The organism is Catalinimonas alkaloidigena (assembly GCF_900100765.1).
Classification (GTDB): Bacteria; Bacteroidota; Bacteroidia; order Cytophagales; family Flexibacteraceae; genus Mooreia; species Mooreia alkaloidigena.
Map to the genome: position 1 here is coordinate 354427 of NZ_FNFO01000005.1, position 24380 is coordinate 378806.

The window sequence follows — 24380 nt, forward strand, 5'->3', positions numbered from 1 at the left end:
TGAGGTAGCACTGGGAAACGAGTTTTGTATAAGGGACGGTGCCCCTTTACAATTCGTTGCCTTTCGCCCGACCGGCTTTAATTTTCTGCAGAACACGTGAGGGCGATAACGGATTGCCTTTCTCTGCCTACCTTTCCACGTTTTCCTTTTGGGTATGAGCACACAGCAACTGGAACGGTCCATCGGCCTGCGCCTGGTGATCGTCATCGTGGTCGGGAACATCATCGGCTCGGGCGTGTACAAAAAAATCGCCCCGATGGCGGCCGAACTCCACTCGTCGGGTTGGGTGCTGGTGTGCTGGCTGCTGGCGGGCATCATCAGCCTGTTCGGGGCGCTGAGCAACGCCGAAGTGGCGGGTTTGCTGGCCAACACGGGCGGCGAGTACTCGTATTACCAGCGGATTTACAACCGGTTTTTTGCGTTCATGTTCGGCTGGTCCCTGTTTGCGGTGATCCAGACGGCGGCCATTTCGTCGCTGGCCTACGTGTTTGCGCAGTCGCTGCACAGCATCGTCCCCCTGCCGCCGGTGCTGACCGCCTGGGCCGATGTGCACGTGGCCGGGTTGTTCTACCCCTTCGCCGATTTCAACGTCAAACTCACGGCCATTGTCCTGATCGTCGTCCTGACCCTGCTCAACAACCTGGGGCTGAAGGCCGGTACGGGGTTCGGAACGGCCATTCTGCTGCTGGTGTTCGCCGGGATTCTGCTCATCATCCTATTCGGCCTCAGCAGCCAGCTCGACCGGCTCAACACCATTTCGCTCGTGCCGCCCGCCGGTGAGCCCATCACCCTCAGTGCGATTTTCACGGCCATGATGTCGGCCTTCTGGGCCTACCAGGGCTGGGCTACGGTCGGATACATCGGAGGCGAAGTGCGCGACGCGCACCGGAACATTCCACGGGGCATCAGCATCGGGGTGTTGTTCATCATCGGCCTTTACCTGCTGGTCAACCTGACGTATCTGCTGCTGCTTTCCGTGCCGGAACTTATCGAAGTCCACCAGTTGGGCAACCGCATTGCGGCCATCGAAGCGATGCGCAGCCTGTGGGGCGATGCCGGGGCCGTGTTCATCTCGGTCCTGATTCTGATCAGCACGCTGGGCTGCACCAACGCCACCATCCTGGCCAGTTGCCGCACGTACTACGCCATGGCGCTGGAAGGGCGATTTTTCCGCAGCGTCGCCAGGCTCAACCGCTTTCATGTACCGGCCCGGTCGCTGCTGTTCCAGGCGGTGTGGGCCAGCCTGCTGGTACTGTCGGGCACGTTCGATCAACTGACCGACATGATCATCTTTGCGGTCTTTATTTTTTACGGAGCCACCACCCTCGGCGTCTTTATCCTGCGCCGGACCCTGCCGGATGCCCCTCGTCCCTACAAAGTGTGGGGCTATCCGGTCGTGCCGGGACTGGTGATCCTGTTCTGTGCAGGCCTGATTCTCAACACGTTTTTCTCGCATCCGCGCGAAGCCGTCATGGGACTGGTGCTGATCCTGACCGGCGTGCCCATGTACCTGTGGTTTACCCGCACGCGGCGCGCCACACCGGAACCCAGGCTGGAACAGGAGCGCTAACCGACGCGGTGTTGGCTTTCGCCGAAACAACTACCTTTGCCCCATGACGTTAGACATTCTCCCTGCCGCCCTGAGCGCCTACGCCGAAGCACACACCTCGCCGGAAAGTGACCTGTTGCGTCGCCTTAACCGCGACACCAACGCCAACGTGCTGCGCCCCAACATGCTGTCGGGCCATTTGCAGGGGCGTATGCTTGCGCTGTTTTCTCACCTGCTGCGGCCCCGGCGCATCCTCGAAATCGGAACCTACACCGGGTACTCAGCGCTCTGTCTGGCCGAAGGATTAACGGACGACGGCAAGCTGATCACCCTCGACATCAACGAGGAACTGGAAAAGCGCGTCCGCCACTGGTTTGCACAATCCGACCTGGCCGCGAAAATCGACTACCGGATCGGCAATGCGGCGGACATCATCCCTACCCTCGACGAAACGTTCGACCTTGTGTTCATCGACGCCGACAAAGCCGGATACGCGCAGTACTTCGACCTGACGGTCGACCGCGTGCGGCCGGGCGGCCTGCTGATTGCCGACAACGTGCTCTGGAAAGGCAAGGTGACCCAACCCGAACTGAAAGACAAGGCGCTGCACACCATGATGGCTTTTAACCAGAAAGTACACGACGATCCGCGGGTCGAGAACGTGCTGTTTCCGGTGCGCGACGGCCTGATGGTGATGCGAAAATTGGCGTAATGCCCGGCGCCGGGCAATTTCCGGGCAGAAGCTGCGTTTTTCCGAAAAAAATCAGACATTACATTACCCACCCGGTGCTGCCAACCGAACCTGTTCGATTCGCAGAAGACCTAACCATTCGCGTAAATCCCCCTGGCATGACACGTCCCTTCCTCTCTGGTCTGCTTACGCTGCTTTGCTGTTGTTCGCTGTGGGCCCAATCCGTCGAAGTCGACGTTCCCACGCACCTGCAATTTGCCGACCTGGAGCTCACGCTGACGACTTCCGCACGGCGGAAAATCAAGGCCGATGCCGAAGCACTGCGCCGTAGTCCCAAATTTTTTCAGATCAAAGTCGACCGGGCCGATGCGTATTTCCCCATCATCGACCGGATTTTTGCGGAAGAAGGCATCCCGGCCGATTTTCGGTATCTGGTGTTGCAGGAAAGCGGCCTGATTTCCGACGCCGTGTCGTCGTCGAAGGCGGTGGGGTACTGGCAGTTCAAAGAAGCCTCGGCCACAGAAGTCGGGATGCGCGTGGACCGCCACGTCGACGAACGCAAGAACATCGTCTCGTCCACGCTGGGCGCGGCACGTTACCTGAAACGCAACAACGCGGCGCTGAACAACTGGCTTACCACGCTGCTGTCCTACAACATGGGGCTGGGCGGTGCCCGGAAAGTAAGCTCCTCGCGCGATGTCGGGGCGCGGCGCGTAACCATTGATGGCAACACCCACTGGTACATTCTGAAATTTCTGTCCCACAAACTGGCGTTCGAAGACGCCATCGGTCAGAACCAGACGCCCCCGCTCCGCATTGTGGAGTACCCGAACGCGCAGGGGAAAACCCTGAAGGAAATCGCCGAGGAAACAAACCTGAATTACGACGAGGTAGTTGCCTACAACAAGTGGCTTAACACCCACCGCGTGCCGGACGACGGCCAGTACGTCGTGGCCCTGCCCGTGCCCGGCGAGGCCGCTGCCCCAGTCATCGCCCAGGCCGAACCACCCGTGCCATCGACCAGCGAGCCCCCTCCGGCCGAGGCGGAAACCGACCTGAAACCGTGGGGCTTTAGCGGCCGACGCGAACCCTCCGAACCGGAATTTTATGCCCTGAACGGACGCAAGGCCATCAAAGCCCGGGGCAACGACAACGTCGCGACGCTGGCCATGCACGCCAAAATCAGTCGGCAGAAATTTATGGCGTACAACGACCTGCGGGCGAAGGACAAGGTGCAGGCGGGGCATTTGTACTACCTCAAGAAGAAATGGAAACGCGCCAAAACGCCGACGCACGTCGTAAAGGCGGGCGAAACCCTTTGGAGCATTTCCCAGAAGCATGGCGTACGGCTGGACGCGCTGATGGAAAAAAACCGCGTAAAAAACGGTTACCTGCCCATCCAACCCGGCACGATCATTTCGCTCCGGAAAAAGCGGAAGAAGAAAGACCCGCCGGTGAAACTACTCCCGGCCAGTGCAGCCCAGCCCACCACGCCGGTGGCAGAAACTCAACCGACCACGCGCCCCGCCACCGCTGCGACCTCCGAAGTACGACCGACGGCCCCGCCAACGACCGAAAAAAACCAGTCGGGTGCAGTTTCGGTAACGACCAAGTCCGCGACATCCACACCGGAGCACCCGGACGAGCACCCTCGTACCGCAGAAAAGGCAACGACCTCGCCGCCGGAAACCGCCACCCCCACCTCACCATCGCCTTCGGTCGAGGAAGGAACCATGGTGGTCCGCACTGATCCAAAACCTCCTGTGGAGGCCGAAACCCAGACTACCCCCACACCACCCCCTGCAACAGAAGCTTCGTCGGTGGCCTGGACCGAGCATGTGGTCGAGAAAGGAGAATCCCTCTACAGCATTTCCCGGAAATACGCCGCCACCATCGACGACCTGATGGCGTGGAACCAACTGGCCTCCAACAATTTATCTATCGGGCAAACGCTGCGCATCCGCACCGAGACGGTGCCCGACGACACCCGCACCGAAGCCTCTGCCGTTCAGCCCAATGCTCCTGCGGAAAGCGTGCAGATTCACGAGGTACAGACCGGCGATACGCTGTGGGGCGTGGCACGTGCCTACGGCGTAACGGTGGCGCAACTCAAAAGCTGGAACCACAAAACCGACGGGGCGCTCACCATCGGCGAGAAGCTCGTCATCCGTCGAGAAAAGTAGCGTGAAACTAAACTTTCGCGAATCGGATTAAGTATAAGAAGAACGGCCCCCAAAGGGGGTTCTCGCTATCATAACTCCACTTAACCTATCTAATACAGTGAACTCACATTTTTTCCGCAAGGCACAACGACAGGCCAAAAAATTGATAAACGATCCGGAAAAGCTGGACAACTTCATCGATTACATGGACGTCAAAATCAAGGAACTTCGCAAAGAAGAGACCGTCAAAGAGATCATCAATTACGTGAAGACGTTCGGTCGGCTGGTCGGTGCATACCGCTCGGGTCGCTACCGCGAGATTTCCCAAACCAAAATCATTCTGGTGCTGGGCGCGCTTGTCTATTTCGTTTCGCCGATGGATCTGGTTCCCGATTTCATTCCGGTATTTGGTCTGCTCGACGACCTCGGCGTGCTGGTCTGGGTGTTCAACACCGTGAAACACGAAATCGAGAAATTCCAAGCCTGGGAAGGGGTCTACGCTGACTTTGAAGAGATTACCGATACGCCTAAAAATATGCCGACGAAAGTAAGAGCGAAGTAAGCCTCGCATGCGCACGGCCTTCTTTCTTTTCGTTGTACTTCTGCTAACGCTCCTCACGCAGGTGGGGGGCGTTTTCCTTTTGATGTGCTGGCCTCTGCTGCGCTGGGTGAAGCAACGCCTCGCGCGCGGTCAGCGTCTTGCTCAGGTGAGTCTTTTTCTGGCTTTTTACCTCCTCAGCACCTTTACCTGGCTTCCGTGGCTGGCGGCGGCGTTCGGGCGCGTGCCGTTACCCGTCCACACGTCGGCCCTCCGCCCGTTGTCGCTGCTTACCTGTGTGCTCAACCGCCACTACGTCCACCCCGCCCTGCGCACGGAGATGGAAACGGTGGCGGCGCAGTTCGCCCAGCAACATCCCGGCAGTGTGGTCAGCTACCTTGATGCGGGTTTTCCGTTTCTGTCAGGCTTTCCGTTGCTGCCACACCTCAGCCACGACGACGGCCGGAAGCTCGATCTCGCCTTTTTTTACCAGGATGCGGCAGGCACGCCGGTCAACGGCATCGCGTTGACCCCGCTGGCCTACGGCGGCTACGAGCAACCCCGCCCCGGCGAAATCCACACGGCCGCCCGCTGCCGGGCGCAGGGGTATTGGCAGTACGGCCTTCTGGGGTCGCTGTTCCCGCAAACCCACTCACTTCAGTTCGATGAGTCGCGCACCGAGGCGCTGATCCGCCTGCTGGCGCAACAGCCGCAAACGGAAAAAATCTTTCTGGAGCCCCATCTGGTCACGCGCCTGCAACTCGAACAAATTTCTGCACTTCGCTTCCACGGATGCCGAGCCGTACGTCACGACGATCACATCCACTGGCAAATTCGCTGACTAGCAAGCGGTTACCAAAAATATACGCAAGGCTCTATTCCTTACGTTCCCCTGGGGTGAAGTCGGCATTTTCGAGAACCTACTCATCAGAATTTTCTATTTTCGCAGCCATAACTAGTTTACGATGCGGGAATTTCAAAAGCTGAATAACCTTACGGGCTGGGCCGTTTTTGCGGTGGCCACGCTCGTCTACCTCCTGACCATTGAACCTACCGCCAGTTTCTGGGACTGCGGCGAGTTCATTGCCTGTTCGTACAAACTGCAGGTACCTCACCCGCCGGGAGCACCGTTCTTCCTGCTGGTGGGCCGACTTTTCTCCTTGTTTGCCTTCGGCGACGTTACCAAAGTGGCCTTCTGGGTGAACGTGGTATCGGCCCTGTCGAGCAGCTTCACCATCCTGTTTCTGTTCTGGACCATTACGCTGCTGGCCCGCAAAGTGGTGCTGATGCCGCAGGTAAGCGGTACGCCACTCAAAACCAATCCGGCCGCCGTCTCTGACGAAAACATGACTACCGGCCAGAAAATTGCCGTGCTGGGCAGCGGTGTAGTAGGCGCACTGGCCTGCACCTTCTCCGATTCGTTCTGGTTTTCGGCGGTAGAGGCAGAAGTGTACGCCATGTCGTCGCTGTTTACGGCGATGGTGTTCTGGGCCATTCTGAAGTGGGAAAACGTGGCAGACCACCCCGATTCGGACCGGTGGCTGATCCTGATTGCTTACCTGATGGGCTTGTCGATCGGCGTTCACCTGCTGAACCTGGTGACGATTCCGGCGCTGGCGTTTGTGTACTACTTCCGCAAGTACCACGGCCAAGTGACCACGGGGGGCGTCATCGTGACCTTGGGCATTTCGGCCCTGATCCTCGGCATCATCCTGGTCGGCGTCATCCCCGGCCTGCCGTCGGTGGCGGGCAGCTTCGAAATCTTCTTTGTGAACTCCATCGGCCTGCCGTTCGGCTCGGGCATTATCTTCTTTGTGCTGCTGTTCATCGGGGCGCTGGTTTATGGCATTTTCTACTCGATTCAAAAGAAAAAGCACCTGCTCAACACCGCGCTGCTGTCGCTGGTGTTCATCCTGATCGGCTACGCCTCGTACGGCATCATCGTCGTTCGTTCCAACTACAACCCGCCGATCGACGAAAACGACCCCGAAAACATCATCTCGTTCGTATCGTACCTCAAGCGCGAGCAGTACGGCGACCGTCCGCTGTTGTACGGTCCGCAGTTCACGGCCAAGCTGGAAGATCAGGTGGCGGGTGCACCGCTCTACCGCAAGGCCGAAAACGAGTACGTGATTTACGATTACAAGACAGAAAACAAGTTTGATAAGTCGCACTACTCGCTGCTGCCGCGGATTTACAGCAACCGCCCCGACCACGTGGAAGCGTACAAGCAGTGGGTGAACCTGCCGCCCAACGACGGACGACCTTCGTTCGGAAGCAACCTGGCGTTCCTGTTCAAATACCAGATCGGGTTTATGTACTGGCGCTATTTCATGTGGAATTTCGCCGGCCGGGAAAGCGACATCCAGAATGCCGGGTGGCTGCTGCCGTGGGATTCGGCGAAAAATCTGCCTGACGTCCTGAAGCACAACAAAGCCCGCAACCAGTTCTACCTCCTGCCGCTGCTGCTGGGTGTGCTGGGGCTGGTGTTCCAGATCAACCGCCGGGGGCGCGACGCGTTCATCGTCGGGCTGCTCTTCTTCTTTACGGGCATCGCCATTGTGCTGTACCTCAACCAGCCGCCGGTCGAGCCGCGCGAGCGGGACTACACCTTTGCGGGTTCGTTCTATGCCTTCTGCATCTGGATCGGGCTGGGCGTGCTGGCCGTGTGGGATTACCTGGGCAAGGTGCTGAAGGGCGACGTGCCCCGCGCCGCCGCTGCACTGGCGATTTGCGCCGTGGTGCCGTTGCTGATGGGCTTTGTGGGCTGGGACGACCACGACCGTTCGAACCGCTACCACTCGGTCGATTCGGCCAAGAACCTGCTCAACTCCTGCGCGCCAAACGCCATTCTGTTCACCGGGGGGGATAACGACACGTTCCCGCTCTGGTACGTGCAGGAAGTGGAAGGTTTCCGGACCGACGTACGGGTGTGTAACCTGAGCCTGCTCAACACCGACTGGTACATCAAGCAGATGAAAATGCAGGCCTACGATTCCGATCCGCTGCCCATTTCGCTCGATTTCGACGAATTTATTCAGGGAAAAAACGATTACCTGCCCTTTGTGGAGAACCCGCGGGTACCGCAAAGCGGCCTGAACCTGCAACAGTACATCAAGCTGGTGAAGGAAGACAATCCCGCCATCATGGTCCGGTCAACGCGCGGCGAGCAGATTTCGACGCTGCCCTCGAAGCGGTTCACGTTGCCCATCGATGTCGAGAAAGTAAAATCGCTCGGCTTCCTGAACGCCTCGGAAACCAATCGCCTGGAAGACCGCATGTCGTGGACGTTCGACCGGGGTGCGCTGGAGAAAAAAGACCTGATCATCCTCGACATGATCGCCACCAGCAACTGGGAACGCCCGATCTACTTCTCGTCGACTTTGTCGCCATCCAACTACCTGAACCTCCGCGAGTTCATGCGCGTGGAAGGCCTGGCCTATCGCCTGACGCCCGTACGCACGCAGGGCGCTTCGGACGGGGAAGTGGACACAGACCTCATGTACACGAACATGATGGAAAACTTCTTCTACCGTGAGCTGGCCGACTCTTCAGTGTACTATGATGAAAACTACCAGCGGTTCATTCTGAATCTGCGCGGGTCGTTCTTCCGCCTGGCATCGCAGTTGTTCGCCGAAAACAAGAAAGACAAAGCCAAAGAGGCCATCAACTTCTGCCTGAACACGATGCCCGACAGTTCGTTTCCGTACGATTTCTACATCCCGCAGTTCATCCCGCTGATGATTCAACTGGGTGAAGAAGAGCGGGCCATGCAGATTGCGGAACAGATCGGTAACCGGGCGCAAAAAGAGCTGGCGTACTATACGCAGTACAAACCCAACATGGACCGGGAAATCCGGTACCAGCTGTACATGCTGAGCCAACTGGCCCGGGGACTGCAAAGCCAGGGCAAGGCCGAAGAGGCACAGAAGTACAACCAGTTGCTGCAGCAATACGGTCGCTTCTGATCCGTTACTCAAAAAAATTGATGGAAAGAGGCGAAAATTCGCCTCTTTTTTTGTTAGGAGCCTATGGATTTACAACAGCTTCAGGCACGCCTCACGCAGGAGCTTCCGGGCGAACAAGCCCACCGGCGCATGGCCAGCAGTTTGCGTACCGGCGGCCGGTTCACATGGCAACCCAACGACCAAACGCGTGAAAGTGCCGTGCTGATTGCGCTTTACCCACACCACGGGGAAATCATGCTGCCGTTGATTCAGCGCCCTACCTACGCGGGGGTGCACAGCGCGCAGGTGGCCCTGCCCGGAGGCCGACGCGAGGCGGTCGATGAGACGCTTTTCGCCACCGCCCTGCGCGAGGCCCGCGAAGAAGTGGGCATCCACACCGACGCAGTGCAGGTGCTCGGCAGCCTCTCCCACCTGTTTGTCGGGGCCAGCAATCACCTGGTGCTGCCGGTTGTGGGCCTTCTGGCCGAACGTCCGGCTTTCCTGCCCGATCCCACGGAAGTAGACGAAGTGCTGGAAGTCGCGGTGACCACGTTGCGCGATCCGTCCACGCAAAAAGAGACCGATCTGCACGTGCGGGGCACCGACCTGCGAGCTCCTTACTTCGACGTGCAGGGGCGGATCGTCTGGGGGGCTACGGCCATGATCCTGAGCGAATTTCTCTGGGTATGGGAAGAGGCGCTCGACCTTCGGTAGAACGGCAACCCACACGCAGAACTTTATAACTATTTCGCGATCAGGCTGTTCTATTAAAATTATTTTGCATTGATGCGCGCCTGGGGTATATCTACTTGGCCCCTGTCAACGTTATGGACAGAACTTTTGTGCGCAACGCCTCCTGCGAGCGTGCATGCCAGTTGAACCCATACGGTTTTGTATGCTGTAACGACCTCTGCGGCAGGGCCGCGCACCCCAATGCCCCCCGACCGGTTCTGGTTGGCAGGTGGCGGTGGGTTTCGTAGTTTGCGCCCCTAAACGTTATGCACTTGCCGCTGCGGTCCCTAAATTTTTTCTGATGCAACACGTCATTGCCCGGTCTCACCTTCGGCAGATCATCGGCTTTTTTGTAGCAGGCCTTGTATGTGCCGCCATCGAATTTGCCATCCTGGTAGGCCTTGTCGAAACCCTGCAACTCAATCCGCTGGTTGCCAACCCCTTTGCCATTCTGGTCGCCACCGTCCTGAACTACTTTCTCAGTCGCTGGTGGGTTTTCGAAAGTGGGCGGTATTCCCGTCGCAAAGAATTTGTCGCCTTCATGGTGTTTTCCGTGCTGGGTTTTGTCCTGAACCAGGGGCTAATGTGGGCCTTTGTCGATGGTTTGGACATCAACTACAAGTTCGGGAAAGTGCTGGCCATTGGCGGTGCTGCCGTATTCAACTTCATCACCAAGAAGTACTTGGTGTTCAAAGGGTAGCACCCCTTGCGCCTTCCCTTTGTTTTCGTGGCTGCCGATTTCCCGTCGTGAATTTTGCTTTAGCGCAGAAGAAATAGACTTCCTCCGGTGCGGGGCTAGCAAAACTCCGGGCAAGCGTTTATCTTAACCGGGTGAAGCGCCTCCTCTCTCTTTTCACCACGTTTATCCTCATTTTTCCTGCGCTTGCCGGAAACGACGCGCCGGTCTCCGGTGGCCAGGCCCAGGGCATGGGCGGCACGGGCGTAACGCTGCGCGACACGTGGAGTCTGTTCAACAACGTAGGGGGCCTGGCCGGGCTGGACAAACCCAGCGTGGGCCTGTTTTTCGAACGGCGCTTTGCCACCAATGCGTTTAACGTCGGCGCGCTGGCCGTGGCGTTTCCGGGCCAACGCTGGGGGGCGGCGGGGCTGAGTTTCCGGCGCTTTGGGACGGACCTGTACAATGAACAGCGGCTCGGGCTGGCCTACGGACACAAACTCGGGGAAGTAACCCTCGGCGCGCAGGCGGAATACCTGCAAACGGCCATTGCAGAAGTGGGCACACGGCACGCGTTCGTGCTGAACCTGGGCGGGGTGGCGTCCATCCTGCCGCATCTCCATTTTGGGGCGTACATCTTCAACGTGACGCAAACGCGACTGGCCGACTACCTGGACGAACGTGTCCCGACGGTGATGAAAGCGGGCCTTTCGTACCGACCGACTGACGCGCTGATGATCAACCTGGAAACCGAAAAAGACCTGGACTACCCGGCGCTGGTGCGGGCCGGGGTGGAATACCGGATCATCCCGGAAGTGGCGTTGCGCACCGGCATTTCGACCGATCCTTCTGTCTTTTACTTCGGAGCAGGTTTCACACGCCACCAGTTTGCCCTCGATTATGCCCTGAGCACGCACCCTTCGTTGGGGTTATCGCACCATTTGTCGTTGCAGTACCGGTTCGACGTTCGCAAGAAGAAACCGACGCCCGCCTCATGAGTCGGCTTGTCAGGCTTGCCGTGCTGCTCGTCGCCCTTGTGCTGTCGCAGCAAAGTCGGGCGCAGGCCCCACCCCGACCGGAAGTGGACCTCAACCAGTTTGTCGAGCAGCTCTTTCCGCTTCAGGACCAGGACGTCAATTACGAAGACATCTACGAAGCGCTGTTTCAATACTACCGCACGCCGCTGGACCTGAACCAGGCCGACCGCGAAGCGCTGGAATCGCTCTACATTTTGTCGGAATTGCAGATCAACGCCATTCTGGCGCACCGCCAGCAGTTCGGCCCTTTTCTATCGCTGTACGAGCTGCAAGCTGTGCCCGACCTCGACCTGACGACGATCCGCCGGCTGTTGCCCTTTTTAACGGTCGATGCCTTGACCGGAGTCGATCCCCGGCCGTTCTGGGAACGCCTGCAAGACCCCGATCAGCACTATGTATTGGTGCGCGGCACGCGCACACTGGAACCCCGGCGCGGTTACACGCCGCCCGACACGACCGCGAGCGGCGAGCCGACGTCGCGGTACCAGGGTCCTCCCGAGCAGGTGTACGCCCGTTACCGGCTGGCCCGTCGGGGCGACTATTCGTTCGGGATGACGGTCGAGAAAGATCCGGGCGAGCCGTACCGCTGGCACCCGTCGACGCATCAGTACGGAATGGATTTTGTGTCGTACCACGCCATGCTCGAAAACCGGGGACGCTGGCAGCGCATTGTACTGGGCGATTACCAGTTGCAGTTCGGCCAGGGGCTCCTGCTCTCCTCAGGCTTTGTGATCGGCAAGGGCAGCGAAACCATCACCACCGTGCGGCGGCCGCAGTTGGGGATTCGCCCGTACACTTCGGTGCTCGAAGCGAACTTTCTGCGGGGCGTCGCCGCCACTTACCAGCTCCATCCCACCCTCCACCTGACGGCCTTCTACTCCCGCAAGCGGGTGGACGGCACGGTCCAGTCGGAAGCCACCGATTCGCTTTCCGATCCGCTCGATTACGTCAGCGCGTTTAACATTTCGGGGTTGCACCGTACGCCCACCGAGCTTTCGCGGCGCAATCAGGTGCTGGAACAGGTAGCGGGCGGCGACCTGACGTTCGCCAAGGGGAATTTGCGTGTGGGAGCCACCGGCCTGTACACGCATTATGAACTGCCCCTCCAACGCACGCCGCGCCTCTACAACCAGTTCGATTTCAACGGGCAGCGCAACCTGAACGTCGGCCTGCACTACAGCTACACCTGGCGCAACGTCAGCTTCTTCGGCGAGGGCGCCCTTTCGCAGAATCCTGCTTCCGCTACGCCGGGTAAAGGGCTGGTGACCGGCCTGGTGGCCAGCCTCAGCAACAAGGTCAGTTACGCGCTGCTCTACCGCCATTACACCCGGAATTTCCACGCCCTCTACGGCAACGCGTTCGGCGAGCGCACACGCAACCTCAACGAACAGGGGGTGTATACGGGCATCGACATCCGGCCAACGCGCCTGTGGACCATCAGTGCCTATTACGACCAGTTTCGCTTTCCGTGGCTGGCCTACCTGGCCGACGCCCCGTCGAAAGGCCACGAATACCTGTTGCGCGTGGCCTATCAACCCAACAAGCAGCTGTTGCTTTACGGACAGTATCGTCTGGAAAACAAAGAGAAAAACCGGTCGGACAACCAGACGCCGGTGGATTTCCTGACAGAACACCTCCGCACCAACGTAATTCTGAACCTGGATTTCGCCCCGCGCGAGTCGTTCAGCTTTAAGTCGCGCGTCCAGTGGAGCCGGTATGAACAGGAGGGCGACCGCACTACGGGCTACGCACTGATGCAGGACGCTACGTGGCAAGGGGGCCGCTGGCGACTGAGCGGGCGGTTTGCGCTGTTCGACACCGACGATTACAACAACCGCCAGTACGCCTACGAGCGCGACGTGCTCTACGCTTTTTCGTTGCCCGCGTACTACGGCCGGGGCATTCGCAGGTATCTGCTGGTGCAGTACCAACTGGGACGCCGCACCGACCTCTGGTTCCGCGTGGCCCGCACCAACTACCGCGACCAGCGTTCCATTTCTTCCGGGCTAGAGCAGATCAACGGCACGCACCGCACCGACCTGCGCTTCCAGGTGATGCACCAGTTCGGGAAGTAAGGGGGATGGGGTATGGGTTAAAAGCAGAGAAGGTAACGGGTGAACTTGCTTAAACCAGGCGCTTCGCTTCTGGCTTGGCATGATTCGCACAAAATACGTTAGCCATTTTTGTTAATAGCATTCGGGCTTATGTATTGTTTCATGCTTTCACAACCTTCAAATTCAAAATTTGAGTATACCTTATCTTTTCTTTCAATCAATGCTATTACAAGCTCTCCCATCTCATTGATGACGAGTAGGCTACTCGAAGAAGCAAACAAAAGCTCCTCCCAGTACTCCACAAAATCTTCAAAACGCATCTTCACGACAGGCTCCCAAAACCTTATTGATACATAAACAAGTTCGTGCAAACGATACGGCATCCCCTTCAATACGCGTTTCACCTCTTCGTTGCTGTGGTTGATGAAATCAAATCTAAAAGAAGGCGATACGCTAACCCAGTCAATTACCCCCAATTCATAAGGTTTCTCATATTTCTCCAAACTACCTTTTTGTAACTCAGGTAGTTTGAACTTATTCCTGATGTAGGAGTTGAGCAGGTCATCATCGTGAGGCGAAACTACTGACCTAAACGTTGACTCTGCCTGCGTCAGGACTGGATGAAATGAGATTTTCATAAGTATCCTTGTAGGCTCACCGTGTTTTGTGCCTTATCCGTCGCCCCTTCTGGTCCCATACCACAGCAACCTTCTGCTTTGTACCGCCTCAACCGCCTACGTCTCACACGTCCTCCCCAACGAGTTCGTCGATGGTCTGGTTGAAGTCGCGGACAAATTCTTCGTACATCTCACCGGTGCCGGGGCCGCTAAAACCGGTGTGGATGCGACGCACCTTTCCCTGACGGTCGATGAAGATCGTGGTGGGAAACGACATGATGTGATCGAGGGCGGGGAGCGCTTTGGCGCGGTCTTCCTCGGCGGTGGTGCCGGCAAACACAAACGGGTACTCGACACCGAAGCGTTCTTTCACTTTCCGGATGCGCGTTTGCGCGTAATTCAGGTCATTTTTTCGCTCGAACGCCATGCCCACAATCTCCACGCCGCGGTCTTTGTTCTCACGGTACCAGGGTCCCAGAAATGCCGTCTCGTCCATGCAGTTGGGGCACCACGTCCCAAAAATCTGCACCACGACCACTTTGTTTTGAAAACGCGCGTCGTCGAGGGAAAGCGGCTGGCCGTCTTCCACATTGGGCAGCGAAAACGCCACCCGATCGTAGCCTTCTTTGAGATGCGTCAGCGTATCGGCGTCGGGCAGGGCCGCGTCCGGATTGCGGCGGGCCGTCCAGGTGTAGTGACCGGTGAGGCCGGATTCGAATTTACCACGCATGGAATCGCCCAGAATATCGGCCGTGAACACGTAGAGGTGCGAGCCGTCGAAGGTTGAAAGCTCCAGCGTGTTGCCCCGCACCACGCCGTCCAGGTAACGGTAGTCGCCGGTGGCGGTGGCAAACGAGCCCGACAGGTGCGTGCCTTCCTGCTCAAAAATCCCGACGGCCTCCCACGGGTCTTCGCCGTCGTCGAACGTCACCGCCCACTTGCCCGACACGTCGGACGCGGGCTCCTGGCTGACCGGCGCAAAGCGGTAGTCTTTTCCCCACGTGGCGGCGAAATCCACCTTGTATTCCGTTTCGGTATCCAGCTTTTCGAAGTACCCCTGCATGGTTTCCGGCGTCACCTGTGCCACAATCTCGGCATCGAAGATGTGCAACGGCGCACGCAGCGTATCGCCCGAGATTTCTACTTCGTTCAGGGGCAAACGCTCTTCCCCATTGATCACCGTCAGGACGGGCGTGCCGTCTGTGCCGTTGGCTACTTCCATCAGGAACGGCAGTTCGGCATCGGGCAGTTGCAACGTGGCGCGCCAGGTGCCTTCTTTTAACGCAACCGGTTCGGTCGACTGCCGCTCCGAAGTACCGGGCTGACAACTCATCAAGAAAAGAATACCCATCAGGGCAAACAAAACGCGTAGACGCATGGCTCGTAAAATCATGGATGATAGTAAACTACGGTGGGAAGGGCTAGGCTGCCTCTCAAAATTGGGAAGAATCGGCGAAACACAAGCGTCGGCCGCCAGACAAAGGAGCGGATTTAAAGGACACGCCGCCGGGGGCACAGAGCTTTCGGCCGTTTCATTTTAACTTCGTGCGCGTCCCTGCGTATCTTATCGTAACCACTTCCTTCATTCTATCTGGTATGGCTGACTTTGACTACAAGCGTAAAACCCGCAAAAAACCGTTGATGCCCTGGGTTCTGGCGGTGATCATCCTGGTGATTGCCATCTGGCTTTTGTCCGAATACACCAGCCCCGACGACCCCATTCCGGCCGATTTGCAGGAACAGGAGCTGAAGCAGGTCGAACCTGAGGACGTAATGCCCGACACGACCGACCTGAGCACGCCCTGATCAGCGGCCCAGGCGGCGGTGAATGGCCCGGATTTCGTCTACGACCGAAGGTTGGTGGGGATAAATCTCCAACAGCTTTTCCAGCGCGTAGAGCGTTCCTTCGTCGTCGCCCAGGTGTGCACAAATGGTTGCCCAACCCGACAACGCCCCGAAATGGCGCGGCTCCAGGACCAGCGTTTTCTGAATATCGTCGACCGACGCCTTGTAATCTCCCCGCAGGTAATAGGCCGTGGCGCGCTTGTTCCACCCTTCTGCAAAGTCGGGCAACGTTTCGATCACCTCCGTAAAGAGCCGAATCGCTTCCGTGAGTGCTCCTTCGCTCATCGCGACGAACCCCCGCATCAACGTCTGGTCCAGCGCATCGTCGCCACTCTGCATCCACCAACACCAGATCTTGTTTTCCAGTTGTCGGGCAATACGATGGTCCTCGGTTGCTCTCAGTTGCGCAAAAAGATAGGCCAATGCCTGTTGTTTCTCACTCGCCATACGGCTGCTGCCTCCAAATAAGTATTGTAGCTATTAAACCGAAACCTCTCGCGAAAGTTCTACTTAAATTGATAAAGGTGGGAAGAACGCATGTGCGTCAGGATGCTGTCGGGCCGCAGGTAGTACGTATCCAGCAGGTCAGGATACGGCCCCTGCCGCACTTCGGAGGCCCAGGCGTAGAGCTGCCAGCCGAGTCCGTGGTCGACCGTGCGGCGGTCGGTATCTTTCTCGAACCTGGCCCGGAATTTCGGAAACGGATAGGCGAGCGCGATGCCCATCATCTCCCACCGGGACTTGTTCTGGTAAAATGCCGTATGCGCCAACTCGTGGCCAATTACCCCTACCTGCGCGTTGAAACTCAGATTTTTAAGCAGCGCTTTTTCGGTTCCTTCTAACGACGACTCCGACGAGAGGATCACACGGTAGACCCACCGCTCTTTCGTCCGCACTAGGCTGACCGGTGCGGGACGGGAGGCCGCCGGAATGAGGGCCGGTTTCACGATGAATTCGATGGTCGCATCGCGCAGTTCGGGGTAATGCGCCAGGGCGATCAGGATCTGCCACTTGAAGGCCTCGGGGATGCATTTGTTGTGCCCGTACGTACGCTGTAGGTCGTCGGCCTGGGGAATCGCTTGTTCGGGCAGGTAAGCTCGATGGACCTGAAAAGTAGGCTCGGCCGGAGCCGTGTACGGCTGCCGGAGGTAATGGTTCGCTACGTGGTTGCCGATGAGCGCCAACGTGCCCCCCACCAGCAAACACGCCAGCAACACCCGCCGCAGAATTTCCTTCATGATCGCCTCCGGTTTCGAACGTCACCGCAAAGATAGGGTGCCGGATTGGTCGGAAGCGTAGCCCTGTGGTCGGTTTGAGAAGTTCACGGAAAAACGACCGAATAGGTGGTGCTGGCCTCGTGCCACTGGCCCGCCGCATCTACCCCGAATACCTGTACCTGGAAACGGCCGGGCTGATCGGCCTGCGGAAACGAAAACGTGGCCTGTCCCTGAGCATCGAGCGGCAGCGTGCGGCAATACAACGTAGCACGCAAATCGGGCACCGTTGCGGGGAGCGAAGGCGCGGGCAGGACTTGTGGCCCCGCATACCCCACCCACGGTAACTTCCGCACCAGTTCGGGCCGACTGGGATGGTACGTGCCCGCACGCGTGTAGACCGCTACCACTCCATAGCCCCCCTCGGTTCCCATTTCCAGGTTCGATTGCGGTACGCGGAGAATTTCCACGGCGATCATGTCGCGGGCAGGCATGTCCAGAAAGCGAGTCGGGTCGTCTTCGGGCAGGCCGTCGATCAGCAACAGGGGCGGCGGTTTGTAGAACATTTTGGAATACGGATTGAGAGCCTGCAGACGGCGTTCCCCCTTTTTCGTGCTTACTTTCACTTCCATCACCGCCTCGCGAATCAGCTCTTCTCCACTGGCGATGCTCAGGTAATCGTCCAACGGCAGCACCAGCGTAGGCCGCTCGTACGGACGCCGCAAGCGGTAGTCGGCAGCGGGCTGGGCCGTATCGGGAAAGTAAACGCGGTGGATCTGGTGCCGCAGCCGGGCCTCGGCCAGCCAGCGACCCAACCCCGTAGTGTCCTGCAACGCGGGCTTTTCCAGCGCTACCGGCACCGAAAGCCGGTCCATTTCCAGCTCGAGGCGTGCGCCCGGTTCGTCGGCCGCAACCGCCGAAATGATTGTCGGCCGCGCGGCCAGCACGGGGAACGAAAAACGTCCCTCGGCATCAGTCAGGGTCATTTCGTATTCCGGAAGCGGTCCCGGCACCGACAACGTCACCCGCCGGGCCACCAGCGGCGTGCCTTCTGCCACCAAGCGCCCGCGGATGGCCTGCTCCTGTTCGGGTGTACCCGTCGCCACGGCCGAAGCCGGGGGCGTTGCCTTGGCCTGATCGACCGGCCGAAGCAGGGGCCACAGGGTCGGCGTCTCGGGCAGCGCCGGTGCTTCGCGCTCAAGTTCTGTCACCACCACGGCCACTTCGGCCAGTCCGGCGGCGTGCACAGTCCCGGTCACCGTTCCCCGGGGGGCGTAATCGGGCCGATTCAAAGTTATCTGTAGCGGAGCGGGTTCTTCCAGATGGACGGCATGGCGGCTCTGTTCCTGACCCAGGCTGTCGCGAACGATCAGGGCATACCATCCGCCCGGCAAGCCTTGCGTCGGCAACGTCACGCGCGTTACGCTATCGGACATCGCCAGGGCCTGTTGGTGCCACGTTTTCTCGTCCTGCACCAGCGCTATAGTGCCGGAGCGGGGCGGTCCCACCCGCTGGAGTCGGGCCTGCAAACCTTGGGGCGTCAGCGTATCCAGCCACACCAGCATACCTTCGGTGCGAACGGGCGGCAGCGTTACATACTGCATTTTCTGCGCCCCATTCTGGAAGCGCAGGCGGTAGTGGCGGTCGCGTTCGGGACGCAAAGCGAACGTGCCCAGCCCCCCGGCAGGGATCTCGATGGCTTTGCGTACCTGATTGCTGTCGTCGAGCAACACCAGATCGGACGCCTGTCCCACCACACGAAACGCCACGTCGGTCGGCCGGTCGGCCAGCAAAAGACCTCCTGCCGGAGCGAGCGTCAGGTGTGTCACATCAGGCACGTGCACTTCGGGATCAAACTCATGCTCGGTCTGGGGCGGGAACGCCCAGATGGTCTGGCGGACCACGGCGGGTGGGGCGCTCTGCGCCATCAGGCGCGTAAACGCGCGCAATTGGTAGGCCCCCGGTAACGTATCGGGCAACGCAAACACGCCGGCGCAAAGGCCTTTTTCCAGCGTCAGCTGGTGCCGCCGGATCAGCTGGCCGTTCGGACTGATGAGCTCTACATACACCACCTGACTGCGCGGCTCCGCACCACCTGCCACTCCGGCGACAAACCAGACCGAGTCGCCCAAGAGGTACCACTCCCGCGCAGCCTCCAGCGCGACGGTTTCGGCACGCGGGGGAGCTTCCTGGCCATAGCTCAGTGCCGAGGACGTCAGCCACCCGAGCAGAATCAGACGTAACACATCTCGCATAAACGTTTGTTTTTTGAGGAAGACGGAGCGCTTATTCCCACCCTTCCGGTTCTTCGACCGAGGCGTCGGCCAGTTGGCGGCAATCGCCTTTGATCACCATCGGAATGGGCACGGGGTCGTTTTCGTCCCGGTACATAAAAACTTTTTTGCGCTGGTACGCCGCCACCTGAAAATAGCCCAGCACCACTTCGTCGGGATCGGTTTCGGACGTGAGGTTGCCCCGGATCAGCGCCGGTGGCGGATCAAACAACCCACCCACGGCATTCTGTTGCTCGTCGATCAGCCGCCAGTAATTGTAGGCCTGTTCCGTGAGCGTATACTGCTCGACCCAGTACATAATTTTGTAGCGCGCTTTGTACGGCACCTTGACCAGCACCGTGCGCAACTGCTGCCCTCCCTGGCTCTTGTCGATCACGATCGAATTCAAACTGTTTTTGGAGATGTAGCAGGTAGGGCAACAGGCCGGGTACTGAATTTCGGTATTGACCTGGTAGTAATAGTCGAAGGTCCAGCGGTAAAACTGCGCCTCCCCTTCCCGAACGTCCACTTCGGCAATCAACTGATGCGCCCGCTCTTCCGGGTCATCGCTGGTCAGGTACGCGGCGTAGAGCGTATCGGCTCCGGCGGCCCACAACTGTTCCGATGACGAGCGGTATTGTCGCCCGTTTTCGAGCGTGATGTGCAACGTGTAGGTCTGCCCCACTTCGCCCCGAAAACGATCGGGGGTCTGAAAAACCCCATCTTCTACTTCGTACAACGTCGTTACGGTGCCGCCGCCGTCGGTAATCGACAGTTGCGCGCCCACGACCGGAGGCAGGCTCCAGCTTCCGTCTTCCTGCTTGAACCCGACCGATTCGCGCAGGGTAATCTGGTAAGGACCGGGCTGATCGGTAATGGTGCCATCGACCACCAGATACGGCTCACTCTTGGGCAGTTCCGGATTGATGCGTTCGATGCACCCTCCCAACAGGACCCAGGTCCCCAGCATAAAAAGTAGGTTTTTCATCAGAAACGGAAGTTGTAGGTAATGGAAGGAATGGCCGCGCCGATGACCGACAGCTTGTAGATCTCGGGATAGAGCCCACCCCGCGACCGGAAAAAGACCGAATAAGCATTGCGCCGGCCGTAGAGGTTGTAGACCGCGAAGGTCCAGCTTCCCCGCCACTTTTTCGATTTCCGCAGCGACTCTTCCAGCGTCAGGGCCACGTCGAGGCGGTGGTAGTCGGGGATGCGCCCCTGGTTGCGGTAGGTGTAGATGGGCAGCGCAATGCCCTGGTACTGAAAGCGCCCGACCGGATAGGTCACGGGGCGTCCCGTATTGTAGACGAACGTGGCGGTAAACTGCACCCGCTGCCGGATCTGGTACGTGCCGTTGAGGTTGAGCAGATGCGGTTTGTCGTAGTTGGCGGGATACCATTCGCCGAGGCTGATCTGGTCTTCGGGAAAGGTACCGGTGATTTGCCGCAACGTGCGCGAGTAGGTATAGCTCATCCACCCTTTCAGACGCCCTTCTTTTTTCTGGATCAGAAATTCGACGCCATAGGCCTTGCCCTGCCCCGTGAGCAGTGCCGTTTCGGGGAGCGGATTGCGCAGCAGGGTTGCGCCTTCCCGGTAGTCGATCAGGTTCTGAATGGGTTTGTAATACGCTTCCAGCGACGTTTCGTAGGCGTTGCTGCGGAAGTTGCGGAACAATCCGACGGTATACTGGTCGGCGATCTGCGGCGGCAGGTAACGGTCGCTCAGCTTCCAGATGTCGGTCGGCGTAACGGCCGTGGTGTTCGAAATGAGGTGGATGTACTGACGCATGCGCTGGTAACTGAGCTTGAGCGACGTCTGGTCACTGAGGCCAATCCGCATCGCCAGGCGCGGCTCCCATCCGCCGTACTGCTGCATCAGCGCATCGGTTCCGTAAAAGAGCGTATCGACAAGGGCCGATTCCAGGCGCGGCACGCCCTCGCGGAAAAGATAGGTTTTTCCCGCCCCCCGCTGCTGGTACAACGAATAGCGCAGGCCGAGTTGCATCGTGACGCGCGCCCCCAGTTTAATTTCGTCCGAAGCATAGAACGCCGCTTCCAGCCCGTAGGTGTTGTCCAGGTTTTGAGGCGCTTCCGTCCGGTTGTAAACCCCGGGCTGGAAATTGCCGGGCTCCAGCTCGTAGCGCGTCAGGCTGCCGCCGAAGGTCAGTTGGTTTTTACTGCCCGGATAGTAACTCATGTCCAGCTTCCCGCTCTGGTAGCGCACATCGGCTAGCCACCGGAACGCCTGGGCGGTGTCCTGCATCTGACTCACGTCGTACTGATATTGGCTGGCGGCCACCGACAGGTTGGCGAACAGGTTTTTGCGGAGGAGGTAGTTCCACCGCACCGAACCGGCCGTGGTAGCCCACTGGAACGTCGTGTCGCCCGCCAGACGGAAGCGGTCGCCACTGCGGTAGGCCGATACGTAGACCCGGCTCCGCTCCCCGAAAATGTAGCTCCACTTCAGGTTGGCGTCGTAGAACGAGGCGCGGCTGCTGCGGACCGTATCGTTCGGAATCATGTTCAGGAACAGATCGGCGTACGCGCCCCGCCCGCTGAGCAGCAGCGAACTTTTGTCTTTCACCAGCGGACCTTCGACCGTGAGGCGACTCGCCACGATGCCGATGCCGCCCTGCGCGGTCCACTCTTTGGTGTTGCCGTCTTTCATTTTGACGTCGAGCACCGACGAAAGCCGTCCGCCGTACGAGGCCGGTACGCCCCCGCGGTACAGCGTCACGTCCTTGACCGCATCGGGGTTGAAGCCCGAGAAGAATCCGAACAGGTGCGAGGCGTTGAAAATAGGCATGTCGTCGAGCAGCACCAGGTTCTGATCCACGCTGCCGCCCCGCACGTTGAAGCCCGCGCTCCCCTCGCCCACGCTGGTAACGCCGGGCAGCAGCAGCAGGCTCCGCACCACATCGACCTCGCCGAAAGCGGCCGGAATGTGCTTCATCGTACTGATTTCCATCTTACTCGCACTCATCCGCACGTCGCGCACGTTGGCGTCTTCGGCCTCGCCCATCACCGTCACCTCACGCAACTGGATGGCCTCATCGCGCAATTCCACGTTCTGCGTCTGGTCGGCCGTAAGCGTTACCTCCACGATCTGATCTTCCAGGCCAATGGACCGGAAATAGACGTGATAGTGCCCGGCCGGAATTTTCAGGGCGTAAAAGCCAAAGGCGTTGGTTTGCGTGCCACGCTCCAGTTCTTCGATGTAGACTGCTCCTCCGATCACCGTCTCGCCGGTTTCGGCTTCGCGTACATAGCCGCTCAGGGCGAAGTCGCTCCCGCCCGGAAACGGCCCGAACGGCGCATCCTGCACTTGGTTTGTGTCGATCAGGGTCACCTGCCTGGTCTCATCGCCCAACGGCTCGGGCGACAGCACAACGTAGCGTTCGTTATAAAACAAGGCGTACAACTTGCTGGAGGCCAGTACCTGCGCCAATGCCTGCGCCAGCGGCGTCTCCTGAAACGTAGCGGTGGCGGTCTGCCCGGCCAGCCAGGGCGGCTGGTAAAAAAAGCGCACGGCATAGCGCTGTTGCCAGTCGGCCAGAATCTGGGCGACGGGTTTGTTTTCGAACCGGTCGGTTACCTGAACGGTGGCCTGCTGCGCCCGAAGCGAAAAAAAAGCGCACAGCCCGAAGAGGCAAAAAAGTAGGTAGCGGGTGGGTGGTTTCACAGAAAGAGGCGATTGCCAGACAAGCTAACCATCCTCGGACAGGAAATCAAAAAAGCCGGGTTAAAATCGACCCGGCTTCTCTTTTTTTAGACACATGCCCTGCTCTTAGCTGCGCTTTTTCTTGCTTTTCCCTTTGGCAGGCACTTTGGTCTGCCAGTCGGCAATGTTGCTTTGGATCTGTCCGATGTAGAACGGATTGTTGGCTTCTTGCGCCAGCGGCAGTGCTTGTTCGGCCGTGGCGAGTGCCTGCTGATAGTCGCCGCGCTTGGCATACGCCACCGATTGCAGGTGCAGGTTCCAGAAGTGTTTTGTCAGGCTGACCGATTTGTCGAGCCAGGCCATTGCCTGAGCGGCATCGAGGTCGTTCTGGAGGTAATAATTGGCGGCCTGGGCGTAGGGTTGCCAGTTGTCGCCCGCCGTCGCGAGGGCCTGCTGGATATTGGCCTGGGCTTTGGTGTGGGCATCGACCGTAAACGGCACCGACACCATCCGATCGTCCCACGCGATGTCGAGCGTGGCCTGCTCGTTGTCGACGTTGTTGATGCCGATCGTGAACGACTCTACCGGCAGGGCCGTCTTTTGGACGGGGGCCGTTACGCGCAGGGCATCGTCGGCTTCGGCATACCCATCCGAACCCCAGTGCTCCAGATTTTTGTGGAAAATGACCGTCCAGTTGCCCTCCTGCGGAATGGTATAAAGCGCGTATTGCCCGGCGGGCAACTGCTGGCCGCTGAAGGTGACCGGATCGGAAAAGGTGATTTTTGTCGAGGCATTGGCTCCGGTACGCCACACTTCGCCGAAGGGCACCAATTCGCCAAAGACCGTACGGCCGCGTTTTGCAGGACGCGAGTACTCGACGGTGACGTCGGTCAGGCCCACGGTTTGCGTTAGCGTTGCCGACGGACTGGGCTGCGGCAACTGCAATTGCGCCCAGAGGGGCAGGCTGAAACACATCAGAACGAGGAAACAGAAAAACTTTTTCATCAGCATCAGGTAGTTTGGATCGTAGACTAGCGTTTCGGCAAAAATCAGGATAAATCGCCCGACAGACAACCGTTTGATTTAATTCGGATTTAATGCCTTGTTTCCCCACAGAAGCGTATTTAGTAGGAGGCAATGCCCTCATCGAACCTTTAGGTATGGAAGCTCCTACTGTTTTGATTCGCTACATCCTGATTTTAGTCGGGCTCTGTGCACGGGTGTCCGGGCTCTACCGGGCAGCGGGAGGACGATGCGCCTCAACCTACGGCGTCTTTTCTACGTCGTAAACAGGAGAACAGATCCACTGGAAACGGCACTCCGGCCCCGCCCGAGCCTCCGCCGGTGGCCACACACCCGGTTATAACGCAATGCTGCACGCACCC

The 24380-nt window shown here is 58.9% G+C and carries 19 protein-coding genes; 11 read left to right on the forward strand and 8 right to left on the reverse strand.

Translation table 11 applies throughout. From position 1 onward, the window contains the following. Positions 1-154: 154 nt before the first annotated feature. The 10 genes from BLR44_RS15170 to BLR44_RS15215 all read left to right on the forward strand — a co-directional run bounded on the left by BLR44_RS15170 (position 155) and on the right by BLR44_RS15215 (position 13407). Entirely contained in the window at positions 155-1570 is a 1416-nt protein-coding gene (locus BLR44_RS15170) for an APC family permease (protein ID WP_089683402.1), read from the forward strand. Between the two features lie 43 nt (positions 1571-1613). Next, entirely contained in the window at positions 1614-2261 is a 648-nt protein-coding gene (locus tag BLR44_RS15175) for an O-methyltransferase (RefSeq protein WP_089683403.1), read from the forward strand. 137 nt (positions 2262-2398) lie between these two features. Further along, on the forward strand, positions 2399-4423 hold the full coding sequence (locus BLR44_RS15180; RefSeq protein ID WP_176956063.1) for a LysM peptidoglycan-binding domain-containing protein: 2025 nt from the start codon (positions 2399-2401) through the stop codon (positions 4421-4423). Positions 4424-4520: 97 nt separating this feature from the next. Further along, the gene (locus tag BLR44_RS29395; RefSeq protein ID WP_089683407.1) at positions 4521-4964 is read left to right on the forward strand and encodes a YkvA family protein; all 444 of its coding nucleotides are present in this window, start codon (positions 4521-4523) and stop codon (positions 4962-4964) included. 7 nt (positions 4965-4971) lie between these two features. Beyond that, complete coding sequence (locus BLR44_RS15190; protein WP_089683410.1) at positions 4972-5781, forward strand: hypothetical protein; 810 nt, start codon at positions 4972-4974, stop codon at positions 5779-5781. A gap of 124 nt (positions 5782-5905) precedes the next feature. Then, positions 5906-8908 carry a glycosyltransferase family 117 protein gene (locus BLR44_RS15195; protein ID WP_089683412.1) on the forward strand — a complete coding sequence of 1001 codons (3003 nt, stop codon included), beginning with the start codon at positions 5906-5908 and terminating at the stop codon, positions 8906-8908. A gap of 63 nt (positions 8909-8971) precedes the next feature. Further along, positions 8972-9601: an NUDIX hydrolase gene (locus tag BLR44_RS15200; protein WP_089683414.1), complete on the forward strand. Its 630-nt coding sequence runs from the start codon at positions 8972-8974 to the stop codon at positions 9599-9601. Positions 9602-9920: 319 nt separating this feature from the next. Beyond that, positions 9921-10319 carry a GtrA family protein gene (locus tag BLR44_RS15205; RefSeq protein WP_089683416.1) on the forward strand — a complete coding sequence of 133 codons (399 nt, stop codon included), beginning with the start codon at positions 9921-9923 and terminating at the stop codon, positions 10317-10319. A 131-nt stretch (positions 10320-10450) separates the two neighbouring features. After that, complete coding sequence (locus tag BLR44_RS15210) at positions 10451-11293, forward strand: PorV/PorQ family protein (RefSeq protein ID WP_089683419.1); 843 nt, start codon at positions 10451-10453, stop codon at positions 11291-11293. Then, on the forward strand, positions 11290-13407 hold the full coding sequence (locus BLR44_RS15215) for a ComEA family DNA-binding protein (protein ID WP_089683421.1): 2118 nt from the start codon (positions 11290-11292) through the stop codon (positions 13405-13407). The genes BLR44_RS15210 and BLR44_RS15215 overlap by 4 nt, the downstream gene beginning before the upstream one ends. Positions 13408-13505: 98 nt before the next feature. Here the strand turns inward: BLR44_RS15215 and BLR44_RS15220 are convergent, their stop codons facing one another. Together BLR44_RS15220 and BLR44_RS15225 are read right to left on the reverse strand one after the other, a co-directional pair. Then, positions 13506-14024: a hypothetical protein gene (locus BLR44_RS15220; protein ID WP_089683423.1), complete on the reverse strand. Its 519-nt coding sequence runs from the start codon at positions 14022-14024 to the stop codon at positions 13506-13508. Positions 14025-14127: 103 nt separating this feature from the next. After that, on the reverse strand, positions 14128-15381 hold the full coding sequence (locus BLR44_RS15225; RefSeq protein WP_176956064.1) for a TlpA disulfide reductase family protein: 1254 nt from the start codon (positions 15379-15381) through the stop codon (positions 14128-14130). A gap of 218 nt (positions 15382-15599) precedes the next feature. On the opposite strand from BLR44_RS15225, the gene BLR44_RS15230 reads away from it, so the two are divergent. After that, on the forward strand, positions 15600-15809 hold the full coding sequence (locus tag BLR44_RS15230) for a hypothetical protein (protein WP_089683427.1): 210 nt from the start codon (positions 15600-15602) through the stop codon (positions 15807-15809). On the opposite strand, the gene BLR44_RS15235 is transcribed toward BLR44_RS15230, so the two are convergent. From BLR44_RS15235 to BLR44_RS15260, 6 genes are all read right to left on the reverse strand, one after another. Further along, positions 15810-16295: a tetratricopeptide repeat protein gene (locus BLR44_RS15235; RefSeq protein WP_143017308.1), complete on the reverse strand. Its 486-nt coding sequence runs from the start codon at positions 16293-16295 to the stop codon at positions 15810-15812. 59 nt (positions 16296-16354) lie between these two features. Next, complete coding sequence (locus BLR44_RS15240) at positions 16355-17086, reverse strand: hypothetical protein (protein ID WP_089683431.1); 732 nt, start codon at positions 17084-17086, stop codon at positions 16355-16357. A gap of 83 nt (positions 17087-17169) precedes the next feature. Next, a complete protein-coding gene (locus tag BLR44_RS15245; RefSeq protein WP_089683433.1) occupies positions 17170-19317 on the reverse strand; it encodes a hypothetical protein in 2148 nt (715 codons plus the stop codon). Between the two features lie 31 nt (positions 19318-19348). Next, positions 19349-20323 (reverse strand): DUF4249 domain-containing protein, encoded by a 975-nt coding sequence (locus tag BLR44_RS15250; protein ID WP_176956065.1) that lies wholly within the window; start codon positions 20321-20323, stop codon positions 19349-19351. Next, entirely contained in the window at positions 20323-23016 is a 2694-nt protein-coding gene (locus BLR44_RS15255) for a TonB-dependent receptor (RefSeq protein ID WP_089683438.1), read from the reverse strand. Before BLR44_RS15255 ends, BLR44_RS15250 begins: the two co-directional genes overlap by 1 nt. 105 nt (positions 23017-23121) lie before the next feature. Further along, positions 23122-24000: a DUF2911 domain-containing protein gene (locus tag BLR44_RS15260; RefSeq protein ID WP_176956066.1), complete on the reverse strand. Its 879-nt coding sequence runs from the start codon at positions 23998-24000 to the stop codon at positions 23122-23124. Between the last annotated feature and the right edge of the window lie 380 nt (positions 24001-24380).